The organism is Candidatus Obscuribacterales bacterium, from assembly GCA_019744775.1.
Classification (GTDB): Bacteria; Cyanobacteriota; Vampirovibrionia; order Obscuribacterales; family Obscuribacteraceae; genus SBAT01.
Genome location: JAIETZ010000003.1, coordinates 526,400 through 543,544 on the forward strand (window position 1 = coordinate 526,400; position 17,145 = coordinate 543,544).

Annotated in this window: 16 protein-coding genes; 10 read left to right on the plus strand and 6 right to left on the minus strand. The window is 48.1% G+C overall.

The window, feature by feature from the left end:
• Positions 1-39: 39 nt before the first annotated feature.
• The gene (locus K2Y22_09115; GenBank protein ID MBX9878604.1) at positions 40-1,257 is read right to left on the minus strand and encodes a 1-acyl-sn-glycerol-3-phosphate acyltransferase; all 1,218 of its coding nucleotides are present in this window, start codon (positions 1,255-1,257) and stop codon (positions 40-42) included.
• Between the two features lie 136 nt (positions 1,258-1,393).
• Positions 1,394-3,946, minus strand: coding sequence for a DNA mismatch repair protein MutS (mutS, locus tag K2Y22_09120; protein ID MBX9878605.1), 2,553 nt, complete (start codon positions 3,944-3,946; stop codon positions 1,394-1,396).
• Between the two features lie 114 nt (positions 3,947-4,060).
• Here mutS and K2Y22_09125 point away from each other — a divergent pair, with 114 nt between their 5' ends.
• The 3 genes from K2Y22_09125 (at position 4,061) to K2Y22_09135 (ending at position 6,719) form a co-directional block, all read left to right on the plus strand.
• Positions 4,061-4,948: a hypothetical protein gene (locus tag K2Y22_09125; protein ID MBX9878606.1), complete on the plus strand. Its 888-nt coding sequence runs from the start codon at positions 4,061-4,063 to the stop codon at positions 4,946-4,948.
• 138 nt (positions 4,949-5,086) lie between these two features.
• Positions 5,087-5,455 (plus strand): roadblock/LC7 domain-containing protein, encoded by a 369-nt coding sequence (locus K2Y22_09130; GenBank protein ID MBX9878607.1) that lies wholly within the window; start codon positions 5,087-5,089, stop codon positions 5,453-5,455.
• A gap of 199 nt (positions 5,456-5,654) precedes the next feature.
• The gene (locus K2Y22_09135) at positions 5,655-6,719 is read left to right on the plus strand and encodes a hypothetical protein (protein ID MBX9878608.1); all 1,065 of its coding nucleotides are present in this window, start codon (positions 5,655-5,657) and stop codon (positions 6,717-6,719) included.
• Here the strand turns inward: K2Y22_09135 and K2Y22_09140 are convergent, their stop codons facing one another.
• On the minus strand, positions 6,720-7,472 hold the full coding sequence (locus tag K2Y22_09140; GenBank protein MBX9878609.1) for an isoprenyl transferase: 753 nt from the start codon (positions 7,470-7,472) through the stop codon (positions 6,720-6,722).
• Between the two features lie 120 nt (positions 7,473-7,592).
• On the opposite strand from K2Y22_09140, the gene K2Y22_09145 reads away from it, so the two are divergent.
• Entirely contained in the window at positions 7,593-8,078 is a 486-nt protein-coding gene (locus tag K2Y22_09145) for a YqeG family HAD IIIA-type phosphatase (GenBank protein ID MBX9878610.1), read from the plus strand.
• Between the two features lie 74 nt (positions 8,079-8,152).
• Positions 8,153-9,877: a tetratricopeptide repeat protein gene (locus K2Y22_09150; protein MBX9878611.1), complete on the plus strand. Its 1,725-nt coding sequence runs from the start codon at positions 8,153-8,155 to the stop codon at positions 9,875-9,877.
• A gap of 57 nt (positions 9,878-9,934) precedes the next feature.
• Here K2Y22_09150 and K2Y22_09155 read toward each other — a convergent pair whose 3' ends face one another.
• The 3 genes from K2Y22_09155 to K2Y22_09165 form a co-directional block, all read right to left on the minus strand.
• Positions 9,935-10,666: an alpha/beta hydrolase gene (locus K2Y22_09155; GenBank protein MBX9878612.1), complete on the minus strand. Its 732-nt coding sequence runs from the start codon at positions 10,664-10,666 to the stop codon at positions 9,935-9,937.
• Between the two features lie 31 nt (positions 10,667-10,697).
• The gene (locus tag K2Y22_09160) at positions 10,698-11,420 is read right to left on the minus strand and encodes a tyrosine-protein phosphatase (protein MBX9878613.1); all 723 of its coding nucleotides are present in this window, start codon (positions 11,418-11,420) and stop codon (positions 10,698-10,700) included.
• 83 nt (positions 11,421-11,503) lie between these two features.
• Positions 11,504-12,706: a TIGR00300 family protein gene (locus K2Y22_09165; protein MBX9878614.1), complete on the minus strand. Its 1,203-nt coding sequence runs from the start codon at positions 12,704-12,706 to the stop codon at positions 11,504-11,506.
• A gap of 255 nt (positions 12,707-12,961) precedes the next feature.
• Between K2Y22_09165 and K2Y22_09170 the strand changes: the two genes are divergently transcribed.
• From K2Y22_09170 to K2Y22_09190, 5 genes are all read left to right on the plus strand, one after another.
• Entirely contained in the window at positions 12,962-13,243 is a 282-nt protein-coding gene (locus tag K2Y22_09170) for a hypothetical protein (protein ID MBX9878615.1), read from the plus strand.
• Between the two features lie 87 nt (positions 13,244-13,330).
• The gene (locus tag K2Y22_09175; protein ID MBX9878616.1) at positions 13,331-13,738 is read left to right on the plus strand and encodes a hypothetical protein; all 408 of its coding nucleotides are present in this window, start codon (positions 13,331-13,333) and stop codon (positions 13,736-13,738) included.
• A gap of 79 nt (positions 13,739-13,817) precedes the next feature.
• Entirely contained in the window at positions 13,818-15,269 is a 1,452-nt protein-coding gene (locus K2Y22_09180; GenBank protein ID MBX9878617.1) for a hypothetical protein, read from the plus strand.
• 78 nt (positions 15,270-15,347) lie between these two features.
• Positions 15,348-16,544, plus strand: coding sequence for a DUF1574 domain-containing protein (locus tag K2Y22_09185; GenBank protein MBX9878618.1), 1,197 nt, complete (start codon positions 15,348-15,350; stop codon positions 16,542-16,544).
• Positions 16,545-16,729: 185 nt separating this feature from the next.
• Positions 16,730-17,125 (plus strand): tetratricopeptide repeat protein, encoded by a 396-nt coding sequence (locus K2Y22_09190; protein MBX9878619.1) that lies wholly within the window; start codon positions 16,730-16,732, stop codon positions 17,123-17,125.
• Positions 17,126-17,145: the final 20 nt, after the last annotated feature.

Genomic DNA, 17,145 nt, shown 5'->3' on the forward strand with positions numbered 1-17,145 from the left:
GACAGCTATTTAGAGCTGGGTCATCGAAAGATGATCCAGTTAGCTTTTGCCATTTAGTTTTTTCGCAAGCGTACTGACCAGTGATTGAATTTCGTGTTGTAGGCGTTCACTTATCGAGTGGCGGACAGTGTGTGGGTCTTTGATGTAATCGTCGACGTGTTTTCCCATGTCTATTGGATGGGCGATTTTGACGGAGACACTTCTAGTCGCGATCTGCTTGGGGCGTTGGATTTTGTAGATTTCCCGTTCTAGCTTTAGGACAACTTCGGCAAGTCTGTCGGCGTTGGGGTCTTTGGTGTAGTAGTGTGGATGCCAACTTGTTAGTTGGGCAACTTCTTTCAATGCTTTGAGATCTAATTCGAGATCTTTCCTTTTGACTGGATCCTTTTCGTTGCTGATCGACTTTCGAAGCTCAGCTTCAATTTGCCAGGCTTTGTCGATTGTGGCTCCGTCGTCACGTACTTTTACTTCGGGGTGCTTGTCCAACACCTCAGCTAGAATGTCGTGTTCGGCGGTGATGATTTCTTCTCGCAGCTCTTTGGCTGTCTCGGCATTTTCACCGACTTTGTATAGGCGCTCTTCGCTCTGAAGCATGGCTTTTTGAAGTTCGAGTACTCTATCCGGAAGTGTTGCGCCGGATTCGGGCAGTATGGACATCGCCGTTTCCATTTTGGCGATGCGCTTTTCTAATTCGGGACCAATGGATTGATCGTAATGGTATTTAATTGCCATCGGCACGATAAACGCTGTCCATTCCGGATCAGTTTTTCTCTTTTCGATAATTGCCTTCAGGCATATATCAACCGCGCCATGGTGGAAAGGTTGAATCTTTTCATTCAGATAGTAAATTTCGCCTTCTGGAAAAATGACGAGAACGTCCTCACCTTGTTTGACGACGTCCTGGGCATAAGTGACTGCTGCCGAATCGCGAGCACCGCGCTTGACTGAAAATACGCCTAAGCGCGGTAGAACGAATTTGGGAATGCCGAATGCCTCGTCAAATGCTTCTCTATTGCACATGGTGATGAAGCGCTTGTTTGCCCGGCGCGATAGCTCGAAGCATACTTGCGGATCGGCTTCATCGGCATGGTTGGAGGTCAGGATGACTCCTGAGCCCGGTGGGATTCTGTGGAAGTGCAATAAGTCTTGCTCAGCCAGCTGTATCTTATTCTTGAGGAATAGATTGAAGCGAGCTAGTTCCTGGACGATCTTAATAGCCCAAGTTGCTGGTTTGGCAGGTATGAAGTCTTTTGACATCCGGGTATCCAGGTTGGCCGTGCCAGTAGAAATCTAGCACAGTGGATGATCAACTTTCCATAGCTCTAAGCAACCAGTTGCTTGGAGTGATTTTAAGGAGTTTCTGTCTTGTAGGGGCGCATTGCATGCGCTCTGTCTACTTAAATAACGACAATTGCATCGCCTCTTCAAGCGCGCTGACATCGCGGCTTTGAGGGATGTTCTTGGTGCTGTCGAGAAGTTTGGCTGCGCCGCTCTTGCGTTCCATTTGGGACATGAGGAATTGGGCGCGGTCGATGATTGATGGTGGTAGTCCTGCCATGCGCGCGACGTGGATTCCGTAGCTGCGGCTGGCGCCACCTGGGGCAAGTCGGCGCATGAATTCGACGTGTCCTTCGTATTCGCGGACCATTACTTGGTAGTTTGTTATCTGAGCGTAGTAGTTACTCAACGCATTTAGTTCGTGATAGTGGGTGGCGAATATGGTTCGTGCTTTCACCTGAGTTGCAAGAAATTCGGCTACTGACCATGCGATGGATACGCCGTCGTAGGTGCTCGTGCCGCGACCAACTTCGTCTAAGAGAATAAGTGAACGGTTGGTAGCTGATAGACAACATTGAGTTGTTTCGCTCATCTCGACTAAGAATGTTGATTGACCTTGAGTCAAGTCATCAACTGCGCCGATGCGTGTAAAGATGCGATCAACAAGTCCGACATGCGCGCTATCGGCAGGTACAAAGCTGCCGATTTGAGCAAGTAAAACTATGTGAGCAACTTGACGAAGCAGACTGGATTTGCCGGACATGTTTGGTCCGGTCAAGATAATCAATTGGTGATCATCGCTTGAGCCATAGAGTCTAGTGTCGTTGGGTACGAATTTACCCATTGGCAGCAAGCGTTCTAAAACAGGGTGGCGACCGTTGTTTATTTCCAATTTTGTTGAATCATCAACAATTGGTTTTACATACTTGTACTGGCTGGCGGCATCTGCCAATGACAATAGCGCATCGATAGATGCTAATTGATGAGCAAGGTGCGTTAGCTCTGCGCCGCATCCGGCAATTGTCTGACGGAATTCGAGGAAGAGTTTGTATTCAATGTCGCCTTGGTTTTTCTCGGCATTGAGAATCTTCGCTTCGTATTCTTTTAGTTCAGGTGTTATGAAACGCTCGGCATTGGTCAGCGTCTGCTTGCGAATGTAATCGGCAGGTACAGCATCTTTATTAGCGTGTGTGATTTCAATGTAATAACCAAATGTGCTGTTGAAGCTTACTTTCAGTGAGCTGACGCCTGTGCGTTCGCGCTCTTGCTTCTGGAAGTCCTCTATCCATTGCTTGCCGCCGCCGAGCAGGCTGCGGACTTCGTCGACTTCTGCGCAGTAGCCCAGATTGAAAATGCCACCTTCGGTTAGTTCTCTTGGTGCTTCAGGTGAAATTACGCGAGCTAGTTCATCATTGAGGCGTAAGAGATTTGCTGGGATTTGTCCGAGACAGGATAAATACTTGCTTGAGCAACTACCAACAATTGTCGCTAAATTAGGAATCGCCTCTAGCGACTGTTGAATGGCAACCAAATCTTTTGGACAGGCAGTTGCCGATGTCAGTTTGACAGCAAGGCGTTCAAGATCAGACAGACCCATTAAGCAATTGCCTAATGACTGACGCAGATCAAAACTTGCAACAAGTTCGCTAACCGCTTTTTGACGCTCAAGAATTTCCGGCACGGAAAATAGTGGAGCAAGCAACCACTTGCGCAACATGCGGCTGCCCATTGCTGTTCTTGTTTTATCAATTGCCCAGAGAAGGCTGCCTTCGAAGTTGCGATCACGTACTGTCTCTGTCAGTTCAAGATTGCGTCTCGTGTTTGCATCTAAAACCAAATATCCATTTGTGTTGTAAGTCGAAATGCCGGCAAATTTTGGCATTTGCCCAGCTTGTGTATGTTCTAAATATTCAAGCGCCGCACCGGCTGCTCCAATTGCACCAGGCATTGATTGGCATCCGAAGCCGTCGAGTGTTGTGACAGCAAACACTTGCATGACGCGACGTTGTGCCGGCTCCAATTGGAAATACATTGATGGACGACCGGTGAAGCGATACTGCCCTTCGAGTCCTGCCGGAATATCGAGAATTTCTTCTGGTATCACTTGGTCTGGCGTTTTCTTGCCGACACGTTTGGCGACAAGCACTTCACGCGGATTGAGACGTGCCAATTCTTGCGACAGTTGTTGTTCGGTTACTTGCGTGACGATAAATTCGCCGCATGACGCATCAACGCAGGCTAGTCCCCATGTATCGCCTGCGCGATTCAAGGCGACAAGATAATTGTTTTCTTTGTTGGGTAATAAGTTCGATTCAAGCACGGTACCCGGCGTCAAAACGCGCGTGACTTTTCTTTCAACAGGACCTTTGCCTTGTCCGACTTGACCAACTTGTTCGCAAATTGCGACTGAATAACCTTTGGCAATAAGACGCGCCAGATAAAGCTCGGCTGCACGAAATGGCACGCCGGCCATCGGCACACGTCCGTTTGGCGAGCTTGGCTCAGGTCTGCCGGTGAGAGTTATATCCAACTCGCGAGCAGCAACTTGCGCGTCCGCTTCAAAGAGTTCATAAAAATCACCAAGCCGGAAAAATAAAAGCGCATCTGGATATTGAGATTTGATGTCCCAATACTGGCGCATCATCGGCGATAGCTCAGAGCTTGTCACGGAAGTGCCTCGTTGTGTCAGAAGACGAATAATATCGCTTTCTAAGGGCTAAGTCGCGTAAGCTTCTGCTAATATGAGAGCCAGTGAAAATAGTTTCTTTAAAGGTTTGAATTTATGCTGACAAACAGGCAGTTGGGAATCACTTTGTCATTGACTTTGATGATTGCTGTTGGCCAGATTGGCGCAGTAGGCGCTGCTCCGACAAAAGCACCAGCCAAGACTCCGGCAAGACCGGCAGCGAAACCGGCTGCAGCTCCTGCGAAAAAGCCGGAAACTCCAACTACTGCTGTCAAGACTGAGCCGCCCAAAGTTGAACCTGTCCTGGAAAATGTCATGGATGTAACTCCTGATGATTTGGTCAACAAGCCGCATGAATATTTGAATAAAAACGTCAAATTTCAAGGTGATTTTTCCAGCTTCAGTAGCCTGGCTCTCGATTACAAACCAGCGATGAAGCCATCTAAGAGCTTTTTGTCTTTCTTGATTTTCAAAAAAGATACACACGTCCCTCTGTCTGAACTAAAGATGGCAATGGCGATTCCAAAAGAGAAAGACCCAGACAACACATTGCTCGCCACCTTGAAGGAAGGCGACCAGTTGGAGCTTGTTGGAAAAGTATTCAGCGCTGCTCTTGACGATCCGTGGGTGGAAATCTTTAAAGTCAAGAAGTTGAACGCAAAACCTGACGAGCCGAAGGAAGGCGAAAGAAAAGCAGCTGCTGATGGACAGCCCCCTTCTCCCGATGTAGCCAAGGATAAGGAAAAGAACGCCCAAGACGAAGCGAAAAAGCGCTCGGATGTGAAGCCTTCGGAAACGAAGAATAAGGGTGGAGAACATGTCTACTCCGGTAAGCCTGGAATAAAGGTGGCTCCTGGTAACCCGGCAATTAATCCAATTCCAGCTGATGTTGTTGATGGTAAGAAGCCAGCAGTTCTTGACAAGAATGCCCCGCCTGCCGTGCGTCCATCGCATACAATTAAGGCACCCGTTAAGGTAAAGTAAGCGTAGCAAGAGCTGCGGCGAGCAGGTCGCAGCGAAGTGAAGTTGGTATGCCGGAAGGCAAGCGAAGGCGGAGCGAAGCGAAACCGGAGCGAAGCGAAACCGGAGCGTTAAAAAGGTCAAATAACCGAGGAGATCTACATGAGCAATGAAGCTAAGGCTAAAGAGCTGTTAGATGCCCTCAATGGTAAGCACGGCATTTTGGGTGGCGTACTCATCAACAACGAAGGTGCAGTAATATCCTCATCGCTTCCTGCGGAGATGGATGTTTCTACTCTTGGATCGCTCTGCGCGACGCTTTTTTCCAACAACGACATTTCGATTCAGCGAATGAATCGCGGCAGTTTGTTGCAGATGACGTTGCTCACTGACCAAGGCATTTTGCACTTCTATCAAGTGCCCGGTCATATCCTTGTCGTACTAACCGCCAAGGGTCAGAAGATTAACCTTGAAGGGCTGATTACCAGCGTTGAGCAGCAAGGCACTGCCATGAGCCAAGTATTTACGTAGGTTCCCAATCTTTACGTGGGCTCCTGGTCCTCCGTAGGGGCGCATTGCATGCGCCCGCTTCCGTAGATTCTTGATAACGCCTTAGCAATTGCTTATCTTCGGCATCCCGTCAGCGTTTTAAGCATTTTCGGGTTACTATGTACTTCGTAGGGCGGCTACGGCGAACTTGTGTGTCGCCTTAGTTCAAGAGGTTATAAAAATGCGTCAATTTCGAGTGCCTAGTTTGTCGTTAGCAGTAGCTTTGGTTTTTACAGCTCTGCCGGCCAATTGCCAGATGATGGCCCAACAAGATTACGGTCAACCACAACAAAGTTATGGTCAGCCACCACAATTGCCGCAAGGTCAGGGCATGCAACAAGGTTATGCGCAAACTGAGCAGCCGGCGTACATGCAATCACCGTATGGTCAATCATTTGATGCACCACAACAGCCTCAGCAAGGTTATTCACAGCAGGGTGCATATGGTGGCGGTGGTTATCCGCAAATGCAACAACAGCAACCGCAATATGCTCCGCAACAGCCGCAGTATCAACAACAAATGCCACCACAGTACTCGCAGCGTCCCAACTTCTATCAAGGCTACGTAGCAACAGTTGCTGCCGGTACACAATTTTCGGCGACGTTGAAGAATTCGATTAACTCAGAAACAACACAAGTTGGCGAGCAAGTACAAGGTACAATCTCGCAACCTATTTATTCGGGATCGGAATTGGTTATTCCATCCGGTTCGACAATCATTGGACAAGTGACCAATGTAGTGCCGGCGAAACATCTAAAGTTTGGTGCCAATGGCAGCGTTGAGATAACTTTCAATCAAATTCAAACACCAGATGGTCGTAGTTTTCCGATGACTGCAAAGATCAACACTGATCAATTGCGTCTAACTGGTGGCACAGGAATGGGCCGCGTTGGACACAGTTTACTTGCTACAGGTGTTGGAGCAGGCGGTGGTGCTGCACTTGGTACAGGATTGGGAGCTATCGTCGGCGGCATGTCCGGCGGACGCATGGGCATGGCGACAGGTATGGGTGCCGTGTTCGGCACAGCGATGGGTGGTGGCGTTGGATTACTTGATGCCGCGTATCGCAAAGGCAACGAGATACAAATTCCCGCTGGCACCAATTTGCCTATCGTCTTGCAGTCGAATTTGCAGATAGCTGCAGGAGCCGCACCTTCCATGATGCCGATGCAACCCATGCAGCCGATGCAACAAATGCCATACGGCGGCGGTTACAGCCAAGCACCTGGTGGGCAGTATCAGTAATTAAAGACCCCAGCGTCTCTCGCGCACAGCGAATTCGGAGACGGCTTTGTCGTATTCTTCTGGGCTGAAGTCGGGCCACAGTTGTGGTGTCACGTATAGCTCTGAATACGCGGCTTGCCATAACAAGTAATTCGACAAGCGCATTTCGCCGCCTGTTCTAATGATCAAGTCAGGGTCCGGGATTTCGCGGGTGTATAACTTGGAGCTGATTAACTGCTCGTCGATGTCGCTGATGCTTATTTTGCCTGCTTGTAAGTCACCTGCAATCGACTGCATAGCCTGCGCTAGTTCCAAGCGCGATCCGTAGTTAAGTGCCACCTGCAACGACAGTCCCTTATTCTCTTTCGTTTTTTCAATAGCTGTCGCGAAGTGCTTCTGCAAATCTGCCGGCATGCCTGCGGTGTCGCCGATAAAACGAAGTCGCACGTTATTCTGCGCAAGTTCATCAAGTTCATCTGTCACAACTTTGCCGAAGAGCTTCATCAGGTAATCGACTTCTTCGTTGCTGCGATTCCAGTTTTCTGATGAGAAAGCGTAGACGGTTAAATACTTCAGCCCGGCAGCAGCTACGTGCTTGACTAGATTCTTCAGGGTTTTTACACCTTCCTGGTGTCCGCTTAAGCGCGGCAAGCCACGGTTGTCTGCCCAGCGGCGGTTGCCATCCATTATTATGGCGACGTGCGTTAATTGAGTGCCCTGGTCTCTGGCGCTCGTTCTTTCTTTTTGTCGCGATTGTCTGGTGAAGCTAAACACAGGTTGCCATTTTAACCAAAGGAAATGATCTAATCGCTCGGGAATGAGAGGATTGCTACAAGAGTAGACAAAAATTTGTACTCTTAGTGTAGTGGAATCATACTTGTTGTATGGGTGAAAATGGTATTACTTAAGCCAACTTATATTATCGATGGAGATATAACAGATATAAATCTGGATCATCTTCGTGATGCTGGAGTGCGCGGCATCATTTTTGATCTCGACAGTACCTTGCTGGCGCCCAAGTCCAATGTGGTTTCCACAGAAGTTCAAGCATGGCTGAAGAAAGTTCACGAGAATTTTCGCGTCGTTATTTTGAGCAATAACAAGAAAGATGACTACGTAAAACAAGCCGAAAAGTTGTTCGGAATGCCGGCTATCGCAAGAGCTGCAAAGCCGCGCCGGTGGGGCTTTCAGAGATCTCTTGAGATCTTAAAATTGCCTGCTGAGCAAGTCGTTGTTGTCGGCGATCGGCCGTTGACCGATGTGCTCGGTGGACATCGTGCTGGTATCAAAACGGTGCTTGTCCGAGCACTCAAAACAATCGAAGAACCGGCCTGGAAAACATTCTTTAGGAACTTAGAGCGTTGCTTTATCAAAAACTAAGGTAATATATCGCTTAGTTCTATCTAATCTATTTGCTATGCACTCATCCGGTAATTACCGGCAGAAAGGACAAAATGAAGAGAAGGGCAATTCCAGTGATTCTGGCTTTGACCGTCGTTTTGCCTGTATGCGCTCAGCCACGAAAGGCGACGGTACCAATTCCTCCGGCTAACTTAGCCATGCACACGCAGATGGTGGTACCAAGCGTGGTGCCGGGTCCAAGCAGGGAAAAACTACAAAATTTAGCCAAGAGCAGATTCCCGCGTTCGCATTACGAACTCGGCATGTATCTCAAAGAGCATGATGCGGTTGATGCAGCACTTGTTGAATTTTTGAAGGCAACCCAAGACAATCCGAAGGACGCCAAAGCTTTTTACGAGCAAGCGGTTATTTTCCAAAGTCGCGGTTTCTTGAAATTAGCCGAGTCGGCGCTGCAACAAGCTATTGTTGCTGACGCCGATGTGAAACACAACTGGCAAGCACGTATATTGCTGGCTACTGTTCGTGTGCAGCAAGGTAATTTGGAGCAAGCGCTGGGTGAGTTGTCCGAGATTCTCGGAATTACACCACCCAAGGCACTTCCTTATAAGGTAGTTCGCACGGAAAATGAAGCTCAGCATGACGATACGGAAAAACTTCTTTCGAGTATTCCTGTTATGCAGATGCCTCATGGTGTTCTGCCTGTGCCGGTAGTTGAAGCAGTCTCTGAAGCTGTGCTTGAGCCACCGCCATCCAGCGAAATCTTAAAGGGGAAATCGACTCGCACGGTTGTGACGCATCACAGCCATGACGAAGCCGGCAAAATGATCGCTGATGCTTCATCCTCTTATACAGAAGATGCAGTCGAGCGAATTCTTGCTGAAACTCGTGCTGAAGCTAAGCGCGCACAAGAGCAAAAGTCCGGTGGCTTAATGTCCTTCTTCAAGCGCGAGCCTGAACAAAAGCATGAGGATGATCCTGTTGCTGCGCGTCAAAAGGCAGTTGACCAAGTAATTCGTGAGCAAGCAGCGAAACTAAATGAAAGACTTGCTCGCCAACAAGTACCAGCAGCACAACCAACCAAGCGTCGCCGTAGTTTTATGGGTGGATTGCTTGCGTGGCGGAATTCTGAACCACAGCCGGAAACCGAAACCAAAGTTGTTGTTAAGCACAGCAGCATGCCGGATGTTGCATTGAGTGCTCATCACTCTTTGCCGGCAGAGACAACCTACACCAGCACATCGAGTATATCGAAAATCTTGCCGGTGGAAGCACCAGCTAAGATTACGCAAATAGAAGCAGCACCGATTGTGCCTACCTATACACTGCCACCTGCGCAACCAAAACCAGCAGTTGCGAAAAGCACGGGTACGCGCCCAAAAAAGCCACCGGCGAGCCAGCCCGGATCGCTGGCTCTAAGTTATCACCAACAACGTACCGCTGAGCAAGAAGCTCGGTATGAATCTGAACTGAATCAGATACATAAGAGCAATGACCCGTGGACGATGAGGTTGAACTACTTAGCCAAGCACGGCACTTCGACTCTGAAAGAAGGCGAAGCGTTCATGATGTCCGAAGAGACTGGTGAAGCGACGTTATTCCTTACTGACGGGCAAGTGATTACTCGTCATATTGGTGATAGTCATCAGGCGGAAGATGTTGCCTTGATGCGCCGTCCGGATGTGATGATGCCGGAAGACAACACCTACAATATTTCATTGCTTGGAAAAATCTTGCCGAAGAAAACAGCAGCAAAACCTGCTGCTGATGATCCCGTGGGCGGATTTGTCAAAAGCGTCAAAGGCGTTTTCGGACTCTAACCGTGTAATGTTATTCGCATTTGTGAGGGCACATTGCATGCGCCCGTTCGATTAACCTTAACGTGGATGACGAGTGACTTTATCGAGCATCCAAGTTTTAAATTGATCGGGTCTGTCATCCATTGGATTGTGTCCGGACCATTCAAAAATTTCCAGTGTAGAATTCGGCGTTGCTTTGTGAAGGCGTTGGCCATAGAAATATGGTGCTACTACGTCGAAGCGACCATAGGCAAGATGCACGGGTGCTGGAATATCTTTCACATGGTGTGTTAGATCAAGCGGACCAAAGTGTTTGAGTATTTGGCTCAAGCTATGCCACTCTGCTTCAAGCAAAGCCTGTTCACGAATAGGTAAGCGATTTTTGATCAGGCTCTTTTTTAAGCCATGATAAACGCCAAGGTTTAAAAACCAATTGAATGCGCTTGAGGTTAACTTCGGTACTTTGATAGGCAATGAAACAGCAAGACACTGGCCAATTAATTCAGGGAATTTACCGGCAATCTGCACAGAAATAATGGCACCCAGTGAATGACCAATGAAAATTGCCGGGAAACGAATGTCTTCGTTTTGCAAAGTCTCAACCATGTCATTTACATGAACACTGAGATCAGCTTCTTCGCCCGGCTCTGATGTAGAGCCGTGTCCGCGCAATTCCGGCACATAACAGCGAAAACCCATATCAACCAGAGGTTTAACCTGCTCCGTCCAGAGGCTTGCGTTGCCGCCTGTACCATGGATGAGGATAACGTCCGGTTTATTGGACGAATTCTCAACCCCGAATTTTTGCACTTGTAATTGCATTGGTTGTTTTTTAGTTAACTTAGAGCTTGAATTTGCTGCCCAGTACTGGTCCCATTTTACTGTTAATTCGCTGTTTTATGTCGTCATAAACATAAGCCATAGAAGGCGCTTCTTCTCGATGTCCCAGGAGTTGTCCATAACCCCAAAGGGCATTAACGAGGGGAATTAAGAATGGTTTGAATCCCAAGCTGATTGCTTCTTCAAAGGCTTTTTGCGTTGACCAGCCGTCCTTGTGCATGCGATATGAAGCGCACATTAAGCCGGTGCGGTCTTCGCCGAGCATGCAGTGAACGTATACCGGCTGACTGGAAGGACCCAACGCATGGCGCAAGAATTCATCAATTGCTTCTTGGGGAATTGTATTAAATGAACTAAGCGGGATGCTTACGTATTTGAGTCCGAGTTTTTGAGAGAGTGTGCGCTCGCTTCTAATCCACTTCTCTTCATTGCGCAAGTTGACGATTGTTTTTACGCCGGCTTGTTTTAGAAGCTGCAATCCCTTATAGCTTGGTTGTGCGCCGCGCACTAAATCCGAGCTTACGATGTGCAGATTCTTAATTTCGCTTTGTGCTGATTTGAGAGTGTCTACGTTTAACTTTGTCTGGTTTTCTAAAGAGGATTCCTGAAGAACTAAAGGCTCGCTATTGCCTGCCCAAGCAAACTGTATGGAAGTTGCGCCCGCAGCAAAACTGAGCAAAATTGGAAGCCAAAGTCGCGCATTGCGCCGCACTAAATTGATCACGTCACCTAACTCCTGAGCGTCTGACCTAATATGCCACTTATTAAATGACGGACGCGCGTCTGGTAATTATGTTCCCTCAATTATTAGAGTTGTGCCGACAACAGATTGAGGAATAGCCCTACGTCTGTCACTATGCCCAACGCATGGGCTGAGCCGCGATCGGATAATTTGGTGACAACAGCCGGATTAATGTCCACACAAACGGTGGTAACCCAGCCGGGCAACATATTACCCACTCCTATTGAATGTAACATGGATGACAGACACAAAACCAATCCGGCGTCCTTAATTGCCTCGGAATACTGATTCTGAGCGGTAATTAAGTCCATTTCCGTCTCAGGCAAGGGTCCGTCGTCGCGGATTGAACCGGCCAAGACAAATGGCGTTTTGTTTTTGATGCACTCATACATAACGCCGGATTTTAATACTCCTATCTCTACAGCCTTTGCTATGCCACCAGCGCGAATTATTGTATTAATCGCCTTCATGTGGTGCTTGTGACCTTCGTGAATCGGCAGTCCTTTCTCTAGGTCTACACCTAAGGACGTGCCGAACAAAGCATTTTCTATGTCGTGAACTGCCAAAGCATTACCGCTGAGCAAAACATCAACATAGTCTTTGCGAATTAATTTGCATAAGTGCTCGACGCCGCCTGTGTGAACGACGACGGGACCGGCAACAAAAACAATTTTTTCACCTGCGGCTTTCTTCTCCTTCATTAACTCGGCGACTTTTTTAACGGCGGTTTCGACGCGTCTTTCGGAGGAGACTTCCGACGACATGAAGGCGAAGCCCATGCGGTCGCGTGCTTTAAATTCCGGCATTACACGAATGCCTTCGTGCCCACAGACTATCTGGTCACCCTTGCGGATGTCTCTCAACTTGAGGCAAGTTGCCGTGCCGTCGGTGAGACGAATGACGGCGTCCATGCGTTGGTTTTCGACGGGGATCCAATTTTGCTTGTGTCTGACGACGGTGCGTTGATTGGTGCTTGAGTAGAATTCTTTTGGTGCGCAGCCGTCCATGTCGGCTTTGATTATCTGGCAGTCGGCTTCATCAACGGGATAACAGCCGAGCATCATGAGACTCGATAATGTCTGGTCGAGCTTTTCTTTTGTGTCGGCGTAGACCTTGAGCTGCAGCTTGGAGAATTCGTCGTTAGTGCGCCCGATGGTGAACTCCATCACCTCGTAGGATGCCTGGCAGGCGATGATCGTGTCGAAGATGTCCGTCAGAATCTGCGAATCAACAAGGTGCCCCGTCGCCGCGACTATTTCCGAGTGCATTTCCCGCCTCCGTCCTACCTGCCAGTAACACAGTACATTCCCGGGATTGGGACCTAACACGGCCTCCGGGTTTTAAAATCGACGTGAACGGGTATAAATATTAAGCATTGTGAAGTTGCCAAACTGCCCGATGTCCATAAAATGGATTCCAAGGATAGTCTTCATTATTCCTTAACGTTTGTGGTGGTCACGCCACGGTTTCCATGGCAGCAATTAAGTACAGATGCCTGAAATCAGGCGGACGAGGAGGTATAGATGAGAGTGGAATTGATGTACGAACCGGGCAGTTCGATACGCCGTGTATTAGATATCCTGGAAACAGCAATCGCCGAAGAGCGCTTGCCGGTGCCGGTTGAGCTTATTGAGTTGAGCGAACAACCGCGCCGTGCGCCTGTCGTGCGTATCGAAGGGCAGGAATTTAGCTGCCTGCAACTAACACCAGTTGGACCTGCTCATGGTCGCAACGAGGTTTCTTCCTTCATTGATCAAGTTCGCCGCGTGCTGGCTGAAAAGTGGAGCGAATTGCACAAAATTTAAATCCCTGAACTAGGGAATAGATTTACAGACGAAATGCTGACAAAATAATCATGTTGTGTGGTTTGAATTAGGAAGTGTCGGTTATTTATGTCTAAAAATCTAACACTGATTCTTTTGGTCGTAGCTCTTGTCGGTCTTGTAGCTCTGATCCGTATTTACTACGGCGGTGACCAAGGCGTCATGTGCGTCTGGAAAGCCCAGCCAAGCTTTGTTGATACGGTTGTGTTCATTCCAGAAGTTACAGCTCTGCCGAAAGAAGATCTTGTCAAGGATCATCCTGGAGTCTGGGAACAACTGGTAGTAATGGATTTGGTCAATGAAGAGCACGAAGCTAAGCTTGAGCAAATTCGCAATAAGCGCATGCATCGTTTCGTCAAAACTGCCAAAGTGGCTGATGCCAAGAAGGCAGTAATCAAGGAAACTGAAGCTGCTTCAACAGCCAAAGAGGACGGAGCAACGAAAGCTGCGACGACTCCTGCGAAGGAAACTCATTAGTTTTTCCTCGTGGATCTTACAAAACAACCTGGTTATCATTAATGGACCTGTTGATAACTAGGTTGTTTTGGCGTAGGCGATGCTTTTTAACTCTATTCAGTACGCAATTTTTCTGCCCATCGTTGTGGCGCTCTTCTGGGTAATTCCCCAGCGCTTCCGCGTGTACTTACTGCTTGCTGCCAGCTACATCTTCTACATGAGCTGGAGACCGATTTACATATTCCTGATCATCGGGCTAACGGTCTTCAACTATTTTCTTGGTCTGGCAATTGCCAAATCAGAAACCCGCAAGAAGTTGTGGCTGACGATAAGCGTGGTCGGCAACTTAGCGACGCTGGCATTCTACAAATACGCTTTCTTCCTGGACGACACTATTGCGTCTGCGCTGAAACCATTTGGCATCACCTTCCCGAAAATTCCTTTCGACATTATTTTGCCGTTGGGAATTTCATTCTTTGTATTCGAATTCATTCATTACGTAGTTGATGTCTATCGCGGCGGACAACCTGTTAGGTCATTTCCGGGCTTTGCACTGTTCGCTTCCTTCTTTCCGACACAAATTGCCGGACCAATTAAGCGTTATCAAGATTTTGTGCCGCAGTTTCTTGCTGTTCCCAAATTCTGTATGTCGCATTTTGATGATGGTATTGCACTCATATTGCTTGGGCTATTCAAGAAAGTGCTGATCGCAGATAACCTGACATTTTTTGTGCAAGGTGGTTTTGCGCATCCAAAGCTGTTTACGGGGATGGATCTCTGGATATTTGCTTACGCATTTGCTTTCCAAATTTACTTCGACTTCTCCGGCTACACGGATGTTGCTCGTGGCTCGGCAGCGCTATTCGGCTACAAGGTTCCAATCAACTTCAACCTGCCGTACCTGGCCAACAACATCGCCAACTTCTGGCATCGCTGGCATATTTCACTTTCAACCTGGTTGCGTGATTACCTCTACATTCCTTTGGGTGGTTCGCGTTGTGGGCGTTGGCTCAACTATCGCAATTTGTTTTTGACGATGGCGCTTGGTGGTCTCTGGCACGGAGCAGCCATGCATTTCCTTCTCTGGGGTGTTTTTCATGGAGTCGCGCTTGTTGTGCACAAAGAATTTCAACGTCTTACAGAAGGCTTCAAGGCTTTCACGGCGTTTCTTGCCAGCAAGCCGGGTAATCTTCTGTCCATGCTTTTCACTTTCCATGTTGTTTGCATCGGCTGGGTGTTGTTCCGTGCTGAAACAACTGAAATTGCAATGACGATGTTGCAGAAGATGTTCTTCTTTGAAGCAGCAACTAAGGGTGCTCAGGCGTTCGCGTTGACGCTGACTTCAATCAACTACCCGCTAATCTACCCGTCAATTTTCTTGCTGTTGCCGATATTGGCAGTGACGCATATCGTGATGGGTTATCTGAACAAGACTCAGTGGGTTGCGAAAACACCGATACCGCTGAAGGTAGCCTATTGCGTCGTCATGATGTTTTTGGTTCTTGTGTTTTCTCCGGATAAATCACCACGATTCATTTACTTCCAGTTTTAACGATTGCGGGCGCATGCAATGCGCCCCTACGAAGGACCAGGATTCACCCACGTTGACCGAAGGACCAAATAGCCCGCGATGACAGAATCGAGAGAGCCGAATAAGAAGACAGTGAGCAGAACCAAAGTTCTGAGCTATGTCGTAATTGGAATTGCGCTTCTTGCACTTCTCGATGTCGGTGCGCGCCTAACTTGGAATTACTGGCCAATCGATCACTACAATTCGCCAAATCGTAGTTGGGTGTGGTGGGCGATAAAAGATTTTCGCCGGCAGAAGCAGGCCCCCGATGTCGTCTTGCTGGGTTCTTCATTGATGATGAATGCCCTGCACGGTGGTGATTCGACTCACTACAACAGACCGGAAAATGCTGCCTTCCACCACCGCTCTTTTTATTTTGAAGAGTTGATGAGGAAGAAAGATCAAGACATTCGTACATTTGCTTTTGCAATTGGCGGGCAAATGGCGTCTGATGCTTACGTTATCTGTTCGCGATTACTCACCGGCAACATGAAACCGAAAACCATTGTCTACGGCATTGCTCCGCGTGACTTTATGGACAATACACTTGCGAGCCCTGCAAGTACGGAGACGTTCCGCTATGTGGGACGTATTAGAGACTTGTCCGACGAGGAATGGGATGCACGCAAAGGATTTTGGGAGCGCGTTGAGCATGTGCTTACAAAGGCAAGCTTCCTCTATCAAAAGCGTCTTGATTTTGTATATTTGCAAAACGAAGGCATGAAACAGTTGCTGACCAGCCTTGGTATCAAGATGGATCTCAATCATGCACCGTTTGAATTGAGAGGAATTGCTCTTGTGCAATTACCTGAAGATACCGGCCCGTCTGATCTTTGCTTCACGCCTTACGATAAGAAGCAAGCGAAGTACGCAGATAATCTGGATCAGTACCGCTATCGCTATCTGCCGTTCAAACCAAAAGTCTATTACACGCAATTGAGTTACCTTGAGAAGCTTATGAAGTTTGCGCACGACAACGGCATTGAGATGGTTCTTGTGAATATGCCCATTACGAAAGACAACATGGACATCATGCCGGCCAACTTCTACAACATATATAAGAAGGACGTGCTCGCGCTGGTTGGAAAATACGACGCGCAGATTATTGACCTGAATGATCAGAAGAGATTTCCCAAAGAGTATTTCGAAGACTCCGTTCACTTGAATGGACTTGGTGCTGTAAATTTCTTTGAAGTACTTGCCGATAAGTTTTCGAGCAAATCTGCGATCGCCCATACTAAGAACACGAACATATAGAACGCACGTTGCTTAACTGCTGCTAATGCCCCTGGCTTTCCCTATTGAGTTAGGGGGTGCCGGTAAAGTCAAGTACAGTTTTTCCTTAGCGTGTTGGCTATAATCCTCACGTCTGGACAAATGAGTATCCGGGGTTAGGGAGTTCGGTATTCAGATATCAATTAACTACCGCTGGGAGAAACACAGTGTCTATTGATGTAAGGTTGCTGACCGGAGTCGAAATTCTCGAGGAATCGGGACACCTGAATGACCTTGCCGACAAGGCAATTGAAGCAGGTGAGTATGAGAAAGCCGAGAAGCTTGCCCAGCGTGCTCTTTGTATTAAAGAAGCCGAACTTGGTGCCGTTCATCCGGTCGTTGCTTGTGACCTATTCAATGTAGGACTTTTGTGTCAAGCTCTCGGCAATTATTCCGAGGCGTTTGCCCTGTTGCGACGTGCTTTATTGATCGAACAAGCTTCAATGGGATTAGACCACCCAACGGTGTGGGAAACTCAAATGGCAATTGGCGAATTGCTTGATGAGATCGATGAGCGCGCGTGTTTAGACTCACCTGCGGAATTCTTACTTAAGGGTGCTTGATTCTGGTTGACACGCAGTCC